This is a genomic window from Achromobacter deleyi, from assembly GCF_013116765.2.
In the GTDB taxonomy this organism is placed as follows: Bacteria; Pseudomonadota; Gammaproteobacteria; order Burkholderiales; family Burkholderiaceae_B; genus Achromobacter; species Achromobacter deleyi_A.
Genome location: NZ_CP074375.1, coordinates 6375929 through 6392057, shown reverse-complemented (window position 1 = coordinate 6392057; position 16129 = coordinate 6375929). Strand labels below are relative to the sequence as shown.

Genomic DNA, 16129 nt, shown 5'->3' with positions numbered 1-16129 from the left:
TCCTGTCGGGCCCGGCACTTTCCGGGCCCGACGACTACAGGCTCGCTATCAATTTATGAGTAGGTGACTTCGAACACCGCACGGCCATTGGCCGGACCCGCGGTAACGGCCGCTTCGGTGGACTCGTAGAACGCCTTGAAATTGAAGTTATTGGTGCCTTCAATCAGGGTGTAGCTGGAGGCGGCACCGCCAACGTTCACGGTGTTGCCGGCTTCGTCCACCAGGCCGATGGCAACGCCTTGTGCGCCGCTGCCGTTCTCCAGGCCCAGCAGGCGGTTGTTGATGGCACTGCCCGCGCCGGCACGGAAGGCGATTGCAGCCGACTGCACGACGCTGATGTCGCAGTTCAGCAGCGAGATCGTGAACGGCGTTTCCGGACTCTTGTCGCCGATGGCGTTGAAGTAGTTGGTGGAAATGCTGCCCAGGGGCACGACCATGTCGGACCCTTGCTGGCCGCCGCCGATCGAGCACGGCGAGGTGGTGATTTCACCCTGGAAGGAGATGTTTCCCGAATCCGCGGATGCGGTGCCGGCGATCGCAGCAAAGCCGGCGGCGATCAGGGCATTCAAGACGATTTTTTTCATGGCTTTGAGACCTATCTACGTTGAAGGAAAAAGTGATGAGGATGGCGGTCTTGCGGACCGCCCGGAAGCTTGCAACCGGATCAGGCTGGAGAGGGCGCGCGGGCGTCAAACCGAGCCAGGCGTGCAAGACAGCCCAAGAGCCAGTTTCCCGGCCAGAACAGCCCGCGGCGCACGATGCGGCCTGGCAGATGCCGCTGCGCGCTGATGCCCTTTTCGTACTTCAAATCGGCGACCATCCACCTGACAACCACGGCAAGCCCCGCGGCCAACGGCGGATACTTGCGCATCAGCCGCAGACAAGGGATCGCCCAGACGCAATAGCCCAGGTAGCTCGTGGGCGAAAATGTCCTGGCGCAATGACTCGCGTCATGCACCCAATCCTGAAAAGAGATCAGGTTCTGACGGCGCAATTCGTTGCACACGATCTTGGTTTCAAAGTCGGCCCAGACACCCAGCTTTCTCATACAGTTCGCCCGGTCAGTTGATTTGCGCACGGGTGGTTTGCGTCTGCCTGCCCCCGGCGCGCCAGCAACGCATAGGCCAGCCACAGAAGCAGCATGAAGGGAAAGCCGATGCGCAATGTCAATGAAAAGGATTCGGTGGACCACGTGGACGCCGCGATCGCGCCCACTGCCAGTGCGCCCCCCGCCGCCGCGGCGGTGTCCACGTGCCAGGTCTTGCGGGATTTCGCCGTTGCGGCCTGGCCGCGCCGGTAGGCGACATAAGTCAGGAAGGTCGCCAACCATACGAACAGCAGGCCGGTTGTCGCGATTGCGGTTGCCGCGGCATAGGTCTGGCCGGGAACCCATGTGCTGGCAAGGAACACCGCCAGCGCCAACACCGCGGTTGCGATGACGGCCCGCGACGGCCCCCTGGCCGTGGACCGGCCCAGCCCCGACGGCGCCTGTTCGGCGCGCGCCAGGCTGAACAGCATTCTCGATGCACAAAACAACTGGCTGTTGAGCACGGAAAGAACCGTGATGAGTATCAGTGCGCGGAACAGGGTTTGCGGCCACGGCAAGCCCGCCACGCGGAGCAGCGCGCTGAAAGGCGTCTCGAACAAGGACACCCTGCCGCTGTAGACCAACGCCGCCGAAGCGGCCACCGCCGCGATGGCGAGCCCCACGACAGCCAGGGAGGTGACGAGCATCCTGCGTCGCAGTGCGCTCGCGGACGCCTTCGTTTCGCCCGCCACGACAGCCAGCGACTCGATGCCGACGTAGCCCAGCGCCGCGAGAATGAAGGCTTGCCAGATGTCGGGAAACGGCGTGCCCTGAATTGCGGCCACGACGTCGACGGGTTCATGCGGCGCCGTGGGTGTGCCGAATGCCGTGTAATAGCCCGCCAGGGCGATAAGTCCCGCCAGCGCCAGAACCTTGATCGTCGAAAGCACGACTTCGCAAAGGGCGAAGGTTCGAGTTCCACGCAGGTTCACCAGGGCAAGGCCCGCAAACACGGAAGCAAGCAACAGACTGGTGTTCGCCTGCGGCACCCAGACGCCCAGAACGGGCGCAAGCAGCGTCACTTCCGTTCCCATGATCAGCACGAACGAAACGAAGTAAGCCGCGCGCACCATGAATCCCGCGGCCGGCCCCAGATAGCATTCGGCATACGAGCCAAACGCCCCGGGAGTCGGATGGGCACTGGCCAGGCGGCTCAGGCAGGCCATCAGCGATACCGCGACCAATGCCGCAGCCAGATAGGCCAGCACTGCGGCGGGTCCGGCCGCCAGCAATGGGAAAGCGCTTCCGGAAATCAGTCCGTAGCTGATGACGGTGCCAAACGCGACCATCGACATCTGCCTGCCGGTCAGAACCGCTGGCAACCCGGCTTCCCTGCGTAGTATGTAGCTCAGCTTGTCCATGATGATTCGCTCTCCGGGAGTCGACGCGGGTACGGTGCGCGCGGCACAGCAGCCGCCAAGCCGCAGCCTGAAAAGCGCGCGACTTCATTGCAGCCGGGACTGTACCTGCGTGGTCGTCATGGGTATTTAGAAGAATTATGAAAACCCCTCGGGCGTGTGGCGGCGGCCCGTGAAAGGTGCCTTTCCAAAAATTCAATTCACGGGGGCCTGCCGTCTCTAGCATGGGGTAACCCGACGCAGGCGTGGATGGCGCTCGGCACTTTTGAAAAAAATACTCGGAGACAAAGATGAATCACATGTTGCGGCACGCAGCCGCCGGCCTACTCCTGTGCGTCGCCGGCGCGGCAGGCGCTCAGGACTACCCCAGCAAGCCCATACGCATGATCGTCTCTTTTTCGGCGGGGGGAACGACGGATATCCTGGCGCGCGAAGTGGCGCATCAGTTGTCCTTGAGCCTGAAGCAGAGCGTCATTGTGGAGAACCGCCCCGGAGCCGGCGGCAATATAGGAACGGACTACATTTCGAAAAGCGCGCCGGACGGCTACACGCTGCTGGCGACATCCGTGGGCCCCGTGGCGATCAATCCGACGCTCTATGTCAATCTCAAGGTCAATCCGCAAACGGCGCTGCTTGCCGTTGCGCCCATCGCCGACGTGCCGAACGTGCTTGTCGTTCATCCGGACATGCCGGCCAGGAACGTGGCTGAACTGGTGGCCTATGCCAAGGCGCATCCGGGCAAGCTGAACTACGGCTCCACCGGTATCGGCACGGCGGCCCATTTATCGGGTGTGCTGTTTGCGGAGAAGGCAGGCGTGAACATCATGCATGTCCCCTACAAGGGCGCAGACGCCCTGAACGATCTGATCGCGGGCCGCATTCAGTTCATGTTTGCCACGATTCCATCCGTCATCGGCCATATCCGCGCGGGGCAGCTGCGCCCCTTGGCGGTCGCGTCCGAAAAGCGCTCCGAGGCGCTGCCCGATACCCCGACAATGGCTCAGGCTGGCGTTTCGGGCGTTATCACCGGTGCATGGTTTGGCTTGTTCGCGCCGGCAAGTACGCCGCCCGCCGTGGTGACGTTGCTGAACAAGGCGGTGAACCAGGCCACCGCCAGCCCCGAGGTACAGAAGCGGCTTCTGGCGCAAGGAGCGGAACCGATGAGCATGGACGCGGCGGCGTTTGGAAAATTCGTTGCGCAGGAGTATGAATCCTGGCGGCCGATTGTGCTCAATTCGGGGGCTCGTATCGATTAGGGAGCACTGTCCGCCAATAGGTCGACCCGGCGGAAATGCAAAAAGCCCGCTGCGCTTGCAGACGGGCTTTTGTTGGCAGCCTTGTCGGCCAAGGAGAGTCCTTACTCAAACCGCAACGGATTCACCCCCCGTGGGAAAGCGATGAGCGCTGCCATTCTTGCCAAGGCAATCAGCTGGCGGCCTGGCAGGCCAGCAGTTCCTTATCGGTGATCACCCATTTGTCGGCACCGTCGATCTGGACGTCTTCGAGTACGCACTGGTCGCCGTCCTCATCGACGACGCGTACGTCCCACTTCCCCCGGGTCACTCCAGACAAGGTGAGGGAATCACCCTTCTGCAGCACCTCTTCTTCAAGATGATCGTCGCCCCAGCTTTTTTGCTTGGACTGCGAAAAATAGATCTCGTGAATTTCCCAGGAGGATTGATTGACAAACACTACATCCGCGGCCGAGGCGGCTATCGGAAAACAGGCCAAGACCGCAATCGCAAAATGCCGAACTTTCATCACTACACCGTTGGTTGAGGTTGGAATTACAGGAACTTCCTTTGCAATCGGATCTTGCGATGCCATTGCGCGTCAGTGCCTTGTATTAATTCGCGCACACTCTAACAAAGGCACGCATTTATAAATATCACTGAAATCAGTGATATTGACATTCAACCGGTCCGTGAAAGTGGCCTCATCAAGCAGGGGAATTTCCCGGCCGATCCAGCAGGGCGCCGTCCATGTGAAGCTGGCATGCGACAGACATTCAAATCACCACACGACTCGCATACCCAGACGGCCACTCGCCCCATGCCCGGCACGGCCATCCATGGAGCGGCTGTAATCACCTGCGGCAGATACGCTGACGCGCCTGGACAAACGACCCGACACCCCCAGGCCAAGCTGCGCCCAGGTGCTGCCAGCTTTCGTCTCCAACGCTACCGGGTGTTCGCCGGAAAGGTCGGAAAAAGTGGCACGGCTGTTCGGCCCGAATTGTTGCCACAGATTGGCGCGCAACCAGGTAGTTGCTTCCCCGCCCTTGCGGTGGTCAAGCTGGCGGGTCAGCCGCGCACCGGCCCTGGCATAACCTGTGTGCGTATCGTCGAACTTCACTCGCCCATAATTGTCCTTGGCGTCGTCCATCGACACGTACTGATAAATCACCTGAGCTTGCGGCTCGAGCGCCCATTGCGGGGCCAGGGAGATCGGATACCCCGCTTCTATCGAGGCTGCGCCGCCATATCCGCGAGTGCTGGTGCGCTCTCCTCCAACGGACCTGGTCTTTACGTCGGGGTAGTAAGTGCCCTGCACTACGCCATCGACGTATGCTCCCGATGCGCTCTTTCGCGTCCAGTATCCGCCTAGCGACAGGCCCGACATCGAAGCTGACCCCGCACGCCCTCCGACGGCCGCATCGACGTCCGCCGAAGCGGCGGCCGCGCCCAGATACAAGCCAGCGATGTCTCGCGTGCCTGAAGATTGCTCGCGGCGGTACAGATCCGCGCCCGCCTGGACGCCTGCGATGTCATAGTCGAATGACGGCCCTTGCTTGAGCAGAGCATCATGCCCACCCTTGCCAACGCTGGCCGTCTCCCCAAAGACACGGCCCCATGCGGCTGTCCTTTGCGACTGCGCCGGCGCCAGGTCTGCATAATCCTCGCCATTCCGGTCGTGATACGTGCCCAGCATCGCCAAGCCATATTGGTTCGCCAGCGTGGGCAGCGCCATGTTCAGCGGAACCTCCACCCGGTAATTGGGGGTAGGCCGTCCTGGTCCAACAGGCTTGCCTCCCGACTCGCCTGGATCAACAGGTTCGCCTTCCGTCCCGCCTTCAACGGGAGCCTCGTCGAGGCTGGAGCGCAAGAACCACGCGTCGGGGTTGGCGCTGCCGCCCCGGTAAAGCCGATACTCATAGGCGCCCGCGGCGACGCGGCCTGCCAGCGAGAATGAACCGGCTTCTGTGGAGGCACCGTTGATGGCATCGACAACCTGGATTCCGTCGCCGCTCGTCAGCGCGCCACCGCCACCGCTATTGCGTACGACCATCGCCGTGGTACCGCTGGCCTGGCCGCCGTCTATGACCAGTTTATCGGAAGCGGACCCGCTTTCCCCCAGCCACGTATTGAGTGCAATACTGCCGCCGGTCCCGACATAGTTTCCAACCTTCAGGGTCTTGTATTGCGTCGCATCGGCAGGATTTGCCGGCGGAAGAAAGTTGATGTGGCTCGCGGTATTGGACAGCGATGTCAACGACGAAGACCCGGTGACATCCCATCGGCTGTCGCCGGACAGGCTCAGATGCGATACCCCCGTTCCCTGGTTCGTCAAGGCTGCGCCGGAAATGTAGGATTGATCATCGGCGGCCATGTCCAGACGGCCGATCACATTCAACGCCACGCCGTTGGCGCCAATCAGGGCAGAGCGGTTCATGGATACCTGCAGCGACCCGGCGGAAACTTCGAGCGCGCTGCCCGAGGCCTGGACGACACTATCGGTCATGTTCACCGAGTTGTCGGCAAACATCCCCTGAATCCCTTGCGAACCCGCGCCCGTCGTCGTGACCTTGGTCTGATTCAGCATGACACTACTCAAGGATCGCAGCTGGACCCCCGCGGCCGCAGGCCCATCGGTGCTGATCGTGGACGCAGTTGCGTCTATGGAACTGGAGCCGTCGGCGTACAAACCAGTGGCCCCTGCGCCGTGGGTCGCGACGGCCGCATTCTGAAGACTGATGGCCCCGCTGTAGTAGGCCCGGGCGCCGTAGGCCGTTTCGCCCTGCGTCGAAATGCGGGTCCCATTCGCATACACCGTTGCGGTCGCTTCGGCCGACAAGCCGTGGGACTTTTTGCCGTGGCTCTCCACCGACCCACCGGTCAGCGTCACCGTCGATCCTTGTTGAAACGCCGCCGCGCCCGCCGAGACGTCGCCGTGCGTGACGATATCGACGTTGTTCGCAACAGCTGTCGCCTTGACCCCCGATGCATTCGCTGTCGCCATCAAACCCGCCGCATTGGAGCCCAAGGTAGTGATCGCGCCCTCGTCCATATAGAGCACACCGCCGGCTTCGGCGCGAGCACCCACAGCGCCGTTTCCTGAAGTTCCGATGTTGCCAAGATTGAAGTTAATCGCGCTTTTCGAATGCGCATAAACCCCATGCGCGTTCGACCCTGACGTTTCCACGGAGGTATTTGTCGCGTCGATGCTTGCCGCGGCCACCGTCGGCGCATAGGTCGAAAACAGACCGTAGGCATACGCTCCTGCAGTCTTCACCGCTGTCGAATCCAAGGTCGCGAGGCTGCCTCCGGCAACCCAGACGCCAAAAGCCGACAAAGATCCGTTGCCGTCCAGCGCCTTGGTTTCGATCGAGCCGCCGTCAAACTGCAGCGTGCTGGCGGAATCCACCTTGACCCCGGTGGACAGCGAACCGCGCGTTTCGACGTTGGTATTGGACACCGTCGCGGTTGAGCCGACGCCGGTCCCGTTGCCCGTGACCATCAGGGCCGGCGCATTCGCGCCGCTGGTCGTCAACGCACTGTCGGATATGTTTATCGTGCCCCGCTGGGCACTGACCGCGCGAGCACCATCCCCCGTAGTAGTGAGTGTCGCGCGGGTCAAGTCCATGGACCCCTTGGATGCGACCATCGCGGCATGAGCAGAGGCGCCAGCCGTGCTTACGGTCACATCGCGGGCCAGAATTCCGAGCTGCCCGGGAGCCGGGTCCGTGTAGGCATATAGACCATAGGCAAAGGCGCCGGAAGTGGACACCGACGTCTCGTAGAGCTCCGCCAGGCCCTTACCTGTCACCCACACGCCATAAGCGGCGGCAGAGCTGGTGCCGATAGCGGTGGTCGTCTGGATCGAACCGCCCGTCAGGGTGACCTTGCCTGTTGACTCGAGCTTGATCCCGGCGGCGCCCTGCCCGCTGGTGCTTACGGCCAGTCCGTCGGCTTGAACAACGGAGTTGGGGTTTCGCACCAGCACGCCAATGCCCGCCGTCGCGTCGGCGCTGGTGCTCAGGTTGGTATCGGCCGCAAGCACATGCGTCTGGCCATCTGATACTGACAATGCCTGTGCGCGCGCGGCCATGGGGAACGTAGCCAGCATACAAGCCGCTGTGATGGCTTTCAGCCGAAACTCGGACGCGGAATTCATGGTAGTGCCTTATCAGCCAGGGGTTGCAAGGGTTAGCTTGTCCCCGATATCGAGTGGATATGGCTTCCAAAGACAGAACACCTCTGAGGGCAGTCGCCCCCACCGCTTTTTCCACCAAGGGTTAACCCCGACGATAGCGGCCAGCAGCACTTCAACACATAAGAGGATTTCTAAAAGAACGCCGTCTTTACAATTGTTGACCTTGCCTCGATATTCGATAACTCCTTATCAAGAATCCAGGCAGTAGCGAGCGTTGAATGATTGACGGCGCAAGATCGGCAATGATAATTTCCGCCGACTGGTCTCGACAGAGGAATGCCATGAAGCTGCTCGTCGCTTTCGTCCCGTTCCTCATATTCGCTCTGCTCGAGCACAGGCTTGGACCACACCTTGCCCTTGTTGCAGCGACGGCCGCCTCGGCCGTGCTGGTCATTCGAGACCGGGTCATCCGCCATGTCACCCCCAAGACCCTGGAGGTGGGATCGCTGATATTGTTCGGCGCACTCGCATTTGCAACACGTTTCCCGGAGTTTGCGCCTTCGGTGTTGAGCGTGCGGCTCATGGTGGACCTGGGCCTCCTGGCCATCGTCCTCGGCTCCATTGTCGTCGGCCGCCCGTTTACGCTGCAGTACGCTCGCGAGCACGTGTCGCCGGAAATCGCCGCCAGCCCCGCCTTTCAAGACACCGCGCGCAAAATCGCCCTTGCGTGGGCAGCCGCTTTCGCAATCATCGTGCTGGCCGATCTCGCGATGATGTATATGCCTACCTTCACCCCGATCATCGGCACTGCCGTCATCCTGGCGGCATTGGCTGCGGCAGCCTGGTTTAGCGCATGGCTGCCGAAAACCGTGAAACGGTAGCTCAAGGAAGCACATCCTCCTTCCCGCCGTTTGCACTTTTTCCGCAACACCCCTAGCGCCGAGGGAGATCGTTCTTGCAGGGGAATGCTCCCCGCGCCGCTTTGCGCACTGCAACAGTCGAAGTTGCCTTCGGTTCATATGTAGAGGCAACGAATTTCTCCGCGACCGCGAACACTAGTTGGCTTGTGGTCGTGCCTGCGGGAGCGCAAGGCATCGTCGCCACTCTCCCCATCGCCTGCTCGAAAATCGGATCAAGGGTATTCGTCGTCCCCTCCGCGAACGACTTCAAGAAAACACCAGCCGAAAATTCGCCGTAGATGTATCCAAGGATATAAGCCTCACATCGGGCGTAGGCCAAAATGATTCCAGCGTCTGACGCGGTTCTCGGCGTCATTGATAATCCCTTGACGCACTATTGCTGAAGAACGGCGGCACGCGTTAGCGGACCTTTCGCGCTATCGGCGTTTGCGCTGTTGGCGGCAATGAGACACAACGACCCAACAAACAGTTTCCGCATTTCCATCTCCGGGGTCCGTAACGGGAATGGAGAGCATAGCGGCGCAACGCCGTTTCCCGCCGCTGCTCATCCGTCAGTCGTAGTCCGTTCAGTTTCCGTAAGTTCAGAAATCATCGGGCTTTTTTTGCGCCGTATAACCAGACAGAGTGCATCGGCCCAAGTCGAAGCGTGTGAGCTATCGACAAGGCATTCTCGACTGTGTGCGGGAACTGCAGCAGCAAGGAAGAACCGCAGGCCGCGTTTGACCGTTGAAGGATGCGGGCAGAATTCCGTTTCAGAGGGGAGCTACAGCGCTGAGGCATCCCGCAGGTGCACGCCGTCAAGCGAGGCGCGGTTGAGGGCTTGCACCATCACGCGGTCACAGACAGGATCCAGCCCGCTGTGCAGTTGGCGGAAGATGTGCGCCCCTGCCACCACGCGCTGCTTGAACGCCAGCGAAGCCCCACCGGCCATACTGTAGAACTTGACGTACTCGCCGGTCAGGTGGTCGTGTTCCATCCTGATCTTGACCCGCGAGGCCTCCTCGTCCAGGGCATCAAGCGAGCGGGTCACATTGCACAGGTAGTACCGCGGCCCAGCGGAGCCATCGGCCAGCGTGAAGTGGCACGCGGCGAACGCGAAGCCTTGAGGATCCACTGACTCGAACACGTCCTTCAGCGCCTGCGACACGATCCAGATACTGCCGAACACCTCGAAGTCGCGCGGCAAGCCGCCTTCTTCCGGCACGTGCACCAGATGCGGCCGTTCTGCGTACTGGGCCGGATCGCCGTTCGGCGGGTCCAGGGTATACATGCCCGGGCGGGCCAGCTTCTGCGCGTTGGCGAACTGCAGCCCCGGGCCGATACCATCGCGCCAGCGGCTGGGCGCCAGAACATGGAAGTCGCCTTGGTGGGAGACGGAATCGGACGAAGCGGAATTGGCAGTTTGTTCGATCATGGGCTTCCAGCATGGATGCGGGGCGGAGCTGGGTTGTCCGTTCTTCCAGAAGACGGCGGTCCCTGCGGGCCGCCTGTCCGAGGTTCTCTGTGGCGGAGTCTACCGCGATAGCATCTCCGCCGGCACGGAGTGCCCGAAACCGCCCGGGTTCCACCATTGCGGCGTGATTTGCGCCGCCTTCACGATGTCGCGCCACTTTTCTCCCTCGGAGGCCTTGAAGCGCACGAAGATGGCCGGGTCTGATCCCACCGGCTTGGCGCCCAGTCCCGCGTATTGGGTCACGACATTGGGCTGCTTGAGCGCTCGCGCGGCATGGTCGGCATGTCGGCCAGCTCATCCACCCGCCGCGCGGTCGTGCCCGCCACCGCGCGCAGCTTTCCAGACTTGATGAACTGCATGGCCGACGGCATCGCGTCGAAGGCGCGATCCGGGCGCCATCCGCACTTCTGTTATCGTTACAAAACAATTCAATAAAGGTTAAAACGTGTCATTAGCAATAGGTCGGAAGCAGAACGGTTTGGTTCAAATCTTGTGCAGCGTAGTCTTCGTGCTTTGGGCCTTACCGGCAGGAGCAGCCAGCTTTAATTGCTCAAAGGCACAATCCAACATCGAGCACATGATTTGCGGCAGTCCAACTTTGTCGCAGCTAGACGATGAGCTTGCAGCTCTATACCGAGAAGCCTTGTCGAAGGTGAGCGACCCCGCCGACCTCAGAGTGATCCAACGAAGTTGGATCAGTAATACCCGGGATCGCTGCAAGGATTCCCAATGTGTTGAAAGCGCCTATCGCATCAAGCTGATCGACTTACAGTCCCGAATTCCAGCGCCCAGTCAGGCAGCCGCGGCTCACGTTTCCAAGGGGAATACAGAACCAATCAAACCTAATCTGACGGACGTTTCGAGGTCGATCCCAATAGACCCTCGCTCAAGTCCGCAGAACAAAGAGCGTCAGGACCCTACCATCCTCATCTGGATAGCGATTGCCCTGTTCGGCGCGGGAGGAGCAATCATGCCTAAGCGCGACCGACGCTTTAAGACCGGATACCGGAACTTCAGTTGGACACGTGTATTCGTCGCAGGCGGACTGTACGCGTGCGGGCTTGCGATCTTCGCATTCATTTTCCTAGGAAAGTGACCGACCAATCCGAGACCTCCATCTCCCCCATTCGCTCGCTGACCGGCGGCGCAGTGAAGCCAGTGCGCACACTCACAGCGCAGGTGCTCGGCCACCTGGGGTCGTGTTCTATAGCTGCAATGCAAAAGCCCCGACCGTTGAATCGTATCGGGGCTTTCGTTTTTGAGGAGTGCCATGGCCGACTGCACTGCGGTCGCTGTATCGCGCCAATACACCTAAGGGAATATCCGTCTCTTCACCATGAAGCGCTTCTTAGACAAAGGCCGTTAGTGAGTGCATCACTAACGGCCTTATTTTTACTGGTCGGGGCGGTGGGATTCGAACTCACGACCCTCTGCTCCCAAATCGTTTTTAGTCGCGTTTTTGAGGGTTTGGGTAATCCCCCCGCAAAAGCGATGAGGTCAGAAGTAGAATTTTCTCGTTGAGGAGTTCTACCGCATGAAGAAGTCGAGATTTACGGATAGCCAGATCATTGAAGCCATCAAGCGCGTGGAGGCTGGCCTTGCTGTTCCTGATCTGTGCCGAGAGCTGGGCATCAGCTCGGCTACGTTCTACAAGTGGCGTTCCAAGTACGGCGGCATGGACGTATCGCTGATGGCGCGCATGAAGGAGCTGGAGGCCGAGAACGCCCGGCTGCGCAAGATGTACGTCGAGGAGAAGCTCAAGGCCGAGATCGTGACGGAGGCGCTAGAAAAAAAGTGGTGAGGCCATCTCGCCGCCGCGAGATGGCCCAACGTGCAGTGCAGGATCGCGGCGTATCGATCCGGATGGCCTGCGAGGCGTTCAGCATCAGTCAGACTTGCTATCGGTATGTCGCCAAGGCGGACGCTGAGAACGAGGAGATCGCCAACTGGCTGCTACGTCTGACCGACAACCACCGCAACTGGGGCTTTGGTCTGTGTTTCCTGTATCTGCGCAATGTTCGAGGCTTCGGCTGGAACCATAAGCGCGTGTACCGGATCTATCGAGAGCTCGAGCTGAACCTGCGTATCAAGCCGCGCAAACGGCTGATACGGCAGACGCCTGAGCCACTGACCGTGCCCACCAACGTGAACCAGGTATGGTCGATGGACTTCATGCATGACCAGCTTGCCGATGGGCGCAGCATCCGCGTGTTCAACGTGATTGACGACTTCAACCGCGAGGCGCTGGGCATTGAGGTTGACTTCTCGCTGCCATCCGAGCGCGTGATCCGTACGCTCAAGCAGATCATCGGCTGGCGGGGCAAGCCCTTAGCCATTCGGTGCGATAACGGCCCCGAATACCTGAGCGCGGCAATTGTTGAGTGGGCCGGGGCATGGAGCATAAAGCTCGAATACATCCAGCCGGGCAAGCCGCAGCAGAATGCCTACGTCGAACGGTTCAACAGGACCGTGCGCTACGAATGGCTGTCTCAATATCACTGGGACGATCTGGACCACGTACAGCGCGTGGCCACGCAGTGGATGTGGTCCTACAATCACGAGCGCCCAAATATGGCTCTGGGCGGATTTACCCCCAAACAGCGGTTGGCCATGGCCGCGTAGTGTTCCTACTTCTGGCGATCGCTAAAAATGGGGGGATTACCCTCTCATCCAGAGATTGTTGGGTGTGAAAGTAACGTTGGGCGATTTGGCGGGGCGATACGGTGTGGACGAAAAAACAGCGGGCGTTCATAGCGGCAAACTGAGGCGCTGGTTATTCGGAGGCGGCGGCGAAATTGGTTTGCAGGAGCACGCGAGACGCAACCTCCACCAACGCCTGCACGCTTGCGGACTAATTGATTCGCACTCGGAGGGCATTTGACCAAGTGCCAAAAATAACCGAGCGGCATGCAAGCGGCGATCGGCAGCAACATCAATTTTCTTTTCAGGCTTGGCCGCGAATTATGCCCCTTTAGCTGGTCATGCTTCCGGGCTATCACCGACCTGCTCTTGCTTGCCGCCTCTGAACTTCAATGCTCTCGCCACCTGTTCCCGCAGGGCTGGTTCCGCTGCGTCGCGATAGCGGTCGATGAGTTCGTCATAGGTGTTGATTGCTCCTGCGTTGTCACCCATCTCGCGTTGCACGGCGCCCTTGTTGTTCATCGCCTTGGCCACCTGTTCTTGCAGCTCTGCCTCCGCTGCATCGCTATAGCGGGCGATGGCTTCGTCATAGCTGGTGATTGCGCCAGCGTTGTCGCCTGTCTGGCTTTGCGCGTACCCCTTGTTGACCAGCGCGATAGCCACCTGTTTCCTCAGGTCTAGCTCCGCTGCGTCGCGATAGCGGTTGATGACTTCTTCATAGGTGTTGATTGCTCCTGCGTTGTCACCCATCTTGCGTTGCGCGACGCCCTTGTTGCTCATCGCCTTGGCCACTTGTTCTTGCAGTTCTGCTTCCGCTGCATCGCTATAGCGGTCGATGGCTGCGTCATAGCTGGTGATTGCGCCCGCGTTGTCGCCTATCTGGCTTTGTGCGTACCCCTTGTTACCCAGCGCAACAGCCACCTGTTTCTTCAGGTCAATTTCCGGTGCATCGCCATAGCGGTCGATGGCTTCGTCAAAGCTGGTGATTGCGCCCACGTTGTTGCTTGTCTGAAGTTGCGCGTAGCCCTTATTGGTCAGCGCAATAGCCACCTGTGTCCTCAGGGCTAGCTCCGCTGCATCGCTATAGCGGTCGATGATTTCGTCATAGGTATTGATTGCTCCTGCGTTGTCACCCATCTCGCGTTGTGCGACGCCCTTGTTGTTCATCGCCTTGGCCACCTGTTCTTGCAGTTCTGCTTCCGCTGCATTGCTATAGCGGTCGATGGCTTCGTCATAGCTGGTGATTGCGCCCGCGTTGTCGCCTGTCTGGCGTTGCGCGTACCCCTTGTTGCCCAGCGCAATAGCCACCTGATTCCTCAGGTCTAGTTCCGGTGCATCGCCATAGCGGTCGATGGCTTCGTCATAGCTGATGATTGCGCCTGCATTGTTGCCTGTCCGGCGTTGCGTGTACCCCTTGCTGCCCAGCGCAATAGCCACCTGTGTCCTCAGGACTAGCTCCGCTGCGTCGCGATGGCGGTCGATGACTTCGTCATAGGTGTTGATTGCTCCTGCGTTGTCACCCATCTCGCGTTGCACGGCGCCCTTGTGGTTCATCGCCTTGGCCACCTGTTCTTGCAGTTCTGCTTCCGGTGCATCGCTATAGCGGTCGATGATTTCGTCATAGGTGGTGATTGCGCCCGTGTTGTCGCCTGTCTGGCGTTGCGCGTACCCCTTGTTGCCCAGCGCTATAGCCGCCTGTGTCCTCAGGGCTAGCTCCGCTGCGTCGCGATAGCGGTCGATGACTTCGTTGTAGCTGGTGATTGCTCCCGCGTTGTCGCCTATCTGGCGTAGCGCGTAGCCCTTGTTGTTCATCGCCTTGGCCGCCTGTTCCCGCAGGGCTGGTTCCGCTGCATCGCGATGGCGGTCGATGACTTCGTCATAGGTGTTGATTGCTTGCACGGTGTCGCCCGATCGACGCTGCGCGACGCCCTTGTTATACAAAGCCTTGGCGATATTTATCGGTTCCGCGCTTTCCATTTGAGAGGCGCGCTCCCAGAAATAGATGGCCTCCGTCAACTTTTTCTTCGCAAAAGCGGCATGAGCCCGAGCATTCCAGTCATCGAAAGAGTAGCTGGACTCGGGCTTATTCTGAAGTTCTGCGTCGCGGAGTCGGAGGGCGGCCTTGTCTTTTACACTTGGGCCGGAAAATTGTGTTTGATCGTCCAGCTGCTGCCCCATTTCCTGCTGTTGCCGCGTCATGGCGTCTTTTGCTTGGGAAGCATGATCAATCACACCCTTAACGGATTCAGCTAAGGTTGCGATAGCCTCTTGAGTACTTTTTTCCGCCTCTTGCGTAGATTTTTCCAATCGGACAATTTTTGCTAGAAGTTCCGTCGATTTTTCATCTAACCAAGCTTGCGCGGCATCTTCGGCTTCGGCCTTGGTTTTGCGAACTACGGTTACGTATCCCACTACACCCAAGCCGGCCAACCCCACGGTTATCAGAATGCCGAAGACAGTCGTCGTGACCCCAATGTTAATAAGGGCATCATCGATCCGTTTGTTGAGCGACCCAACATCGCTCTCTTGAGATAATCTCTGATTGTCGAGTTTGGTGTGCAGGACCTCCGTTTGTGCGGCCAACCTTATGGCGAACGTCGAAGCGGCCTGCCCAGTATTGTTTAGGATGTCGTCTATCCGTTTATTAAGTGATTCAACGCTACGCTTTTGACTATCCTTCAGATTGTCGATTTTTATTTCGAAGACTTCTGCTTGCGTCTTCAACTCCGTGTTCCCTGCCGGAATTGCTTGCGCAGTGACAGGCAGAGATAGGTTCATCAGGCAAACGACGAATGCCCCCATCAAGAACCGCAAGCAGTTGGGTCGACACATCTTATTCATGTCCATGAGAATGCAGGAAAGGATTCTGAAATATCTCGACCCAGAAGTGATCCCGTTTAATTCTTGAAGGATCTGCGGGTGCGAAGCGGTCGAAGGCGCAAAGTGCGCGTTTAAGTAACTATACCTTGCAATTACTTACGGTGCCGGCTGAGCCGACGGCTCCAGCCTTGTTCTTCAAGGCAATATGCGTGGATGATGCTATAGATTGAAAACGCTGGTGAATTCGTCACAGCTAGAAAAAATTGTGGCCGGTATCAGCGATTCTTGGTTGACGTTTGGAGTTTTTTCCCCCAATATGAGCCACTAACGGATACGGTGTAGTACTGCGTCTAAATAAAAGCCCGCCAGCGAAAGCAGCGGGCTTTTTGCGTTCTTGCCGGCTTGGCCGAATGGTCGGGCTGAGGTCTTTCAAGCCTTCCTCGCGGGGCCGAACCCAGGAGCCCGCTCCAACAGAGAC

Annotated in this window: 13 protein-coding genes; 4 read left to right on the top strand and 9 right to left on the bottom strand. The window is 59.5% G+C overall.

Going from position 1 to position 16129, the window contains the following annotated elements:
* Positions 1-53: 53 nt before the first annotated feature.
* From HLG70_RS29050 to HLG70_RS29040, 3 genes are all read right to left on the bottom strand, one after another.
* Positions 54-584 (bottom strand): fimbrial protein, encoded by a 531-nt coding sequence (locus HLG70_RS29050; RefSeq protein ID WP_171663074.1) that lies wholly within the window; start codon positions 582-584, stop codon positions 54-56.
* An 80-nt stretch (positions 585-664) separates the two neighbouring features.
* Positions 665-1078: a hypothetical protein gene (locus HLG70_RS29045; RefSeq protein WP_213697148.1), complete on the bottom strand. Its 414-nt coding sequence runs from the start codon at positions 1076-1078 to the stop codon at positions 665-667.
* Positions 1045-2448: an amino acid permease gene (locus HLG70_RS29040; protein WP_171663072.1), complete on the bottom strand. Its 1404-nt coding sequence runs from the start codon at positions 2446-2448 to the stop codon at positions 1045-1047. The genes HLG70_RS29045 and HLG70_RS29040 overlap by 34 nt, the downstream gene beginning before the upstream one ends.
* A gap of 287 nt (positions 2449-2735) precedes the next feature.
* Here HLG70_RS29040 and HLG70_RS29035 point away from each other — a divergent pair, with 287 nt between their 5' ends.
* Complete coding sequence (locus HLG70_RS29035; protein ID WP_171663071.1) at positions 2736-3701, top strand: Bug family tripartite tricarboxylate transporter substrate binding protein; 966 nt, start codon at positions 2736-2738, stop codon at positions 3699-3701.
* A gap of 169 nt (positions 3702-3870) precedes the next feature.
* Here the strand turns inward: HLG70_RS29035 and HLG70_RS29030 are convergent, their stop codons facing one another.
* Together HLG70_RS29030 and HLG70_RS29025 are read right to left on the bottom strand one after the other, a co-directional pair.
* Positions 3871-4272 carry a hypothetical protein gene (locus HLG70_RS29030; RefSeq protein WP_234103286.1) on the bottom strand — a complete coding sequence of 134 codons (402 nt, stop codon included), beginning with the start codon at positions 4270-4272 and terminating at the stop codon, positions 3871-3873.
* Between the two features lie 186 nt (positions 4273-4458).
* Complete coding sequence (locus HLG70_RS29025) at positions 4459-7839, bottom strand: autotransporter outer membrane beta-barrel domain-containing protein (protein ID WP_171663070.1); 3381 nt, start codon at positions 7837-7839, stop codon at positions 4459-4461.
* A 320-nt stretch (positions 7840-8159) separates the two neighbouring features.
* On the opposite strand from HLG70_RS29025, the gene HLG70_RS29020 reads away from it, so the two are divergent.
* Positions 8160-8699, top strand: a complete 540-nt coding sequence (locus HLG70_RS29020) for a hypothetical protein (RefSeq protein ID WP_171663069.1) — start codon at positions 8160-8162, stop codon at positions 8697-8699.
* A 52-nt stretch (positions 8700-8751) separates the two neighbouring features.
* On the opposite strand, the gene HLG70_RS29780 is transcribed toward HLG70_RS29020, so the two are convergent.
* From HLG70_RS29780 to HLG70_RS29010, 3 genes are all read right to left on the bottom strand, one after another.
* Positions 8752-9093: a Rap1a/Tai family immunity protein gene (locus HLG70_RS29780; RefSeq protein WP_419144785.1), complete on the bottom strand. Its 342-nt coding sequence runs from the start codon at positions 9091-9093 to the stop codon at positions 8752-8754.
* Between the two features lie 408 nt (positions 9094-9501).
* Entirely contained in the window at positions 9502-10152 is a 651-nt protein-coding gene (locus HLG70_RS29015; protein ID WP_171663068.1) for an imm11 family protein, read from the bottom strand.
* A gap of 99 nt (positions 10153-10251) precedes the next feature.
* Positions 10252-10434, bottom strand: coding sequence for a hypothetical protein (locus HLG70_RS29010; RefSeq protein WP_213697147.1), 183 nt, complete (start codon positions 10432-10434; stop codon positions 10252-10254).
* 202 nt (positions 10435-10636) lie between these two features.
* Between HLG70_RS29010 and HLG70_RS29775 the strand changes: the two genes are divergently transcribed.
* Together HLG70_RS29775 and HLG70_RS29005 are read left to right on the top strand one after the other, a co-directional pair.
* Positions 10637-11287: a lysozyme inhibitor LprI family protein gene (locus HLG70_RS29775; RefSeq protein WP_434082297.1), complete on the top strand. Its 651-nt coding sequence runs from the start codon at positions 10637-10639 to the stop codon at positions 11285-11287.
* 438 nt (positions 11288-11725) lie between these two features.
* A protein-coding gene (locus HLG70_RS29005; RefSeq protein ID WP_171668014.1) for an IS3 family transposase occupies positions 11726-12813 on the top strand; the annotation gives its coding sequence in 2 pieces (ribosomal slippage) (positions 11726-11978 and positions 11978-12813; 1089 coding nt in all).
* Between the two features lie 357 nt (positions 12814-13170).
* On the opposite strand, the gene HLG70_RS29000 is transcribed toward HLG70_RS29005, so the two are convergent.
* The gene (locus tag HLG70_RS29000; protein ID WP_171668012.1) at positions 13171-15678 is read right to left on the bottom strand and encodes a tetratricopeptide repeat protein; all 2508 of its coding nucleotides are present in this window, start codon (positions 15676-15678) and stop codon (positions 13171-13173) included.
* Between the last annotated feature and the right edge of the window lie 451 nt (positions 15679-16129).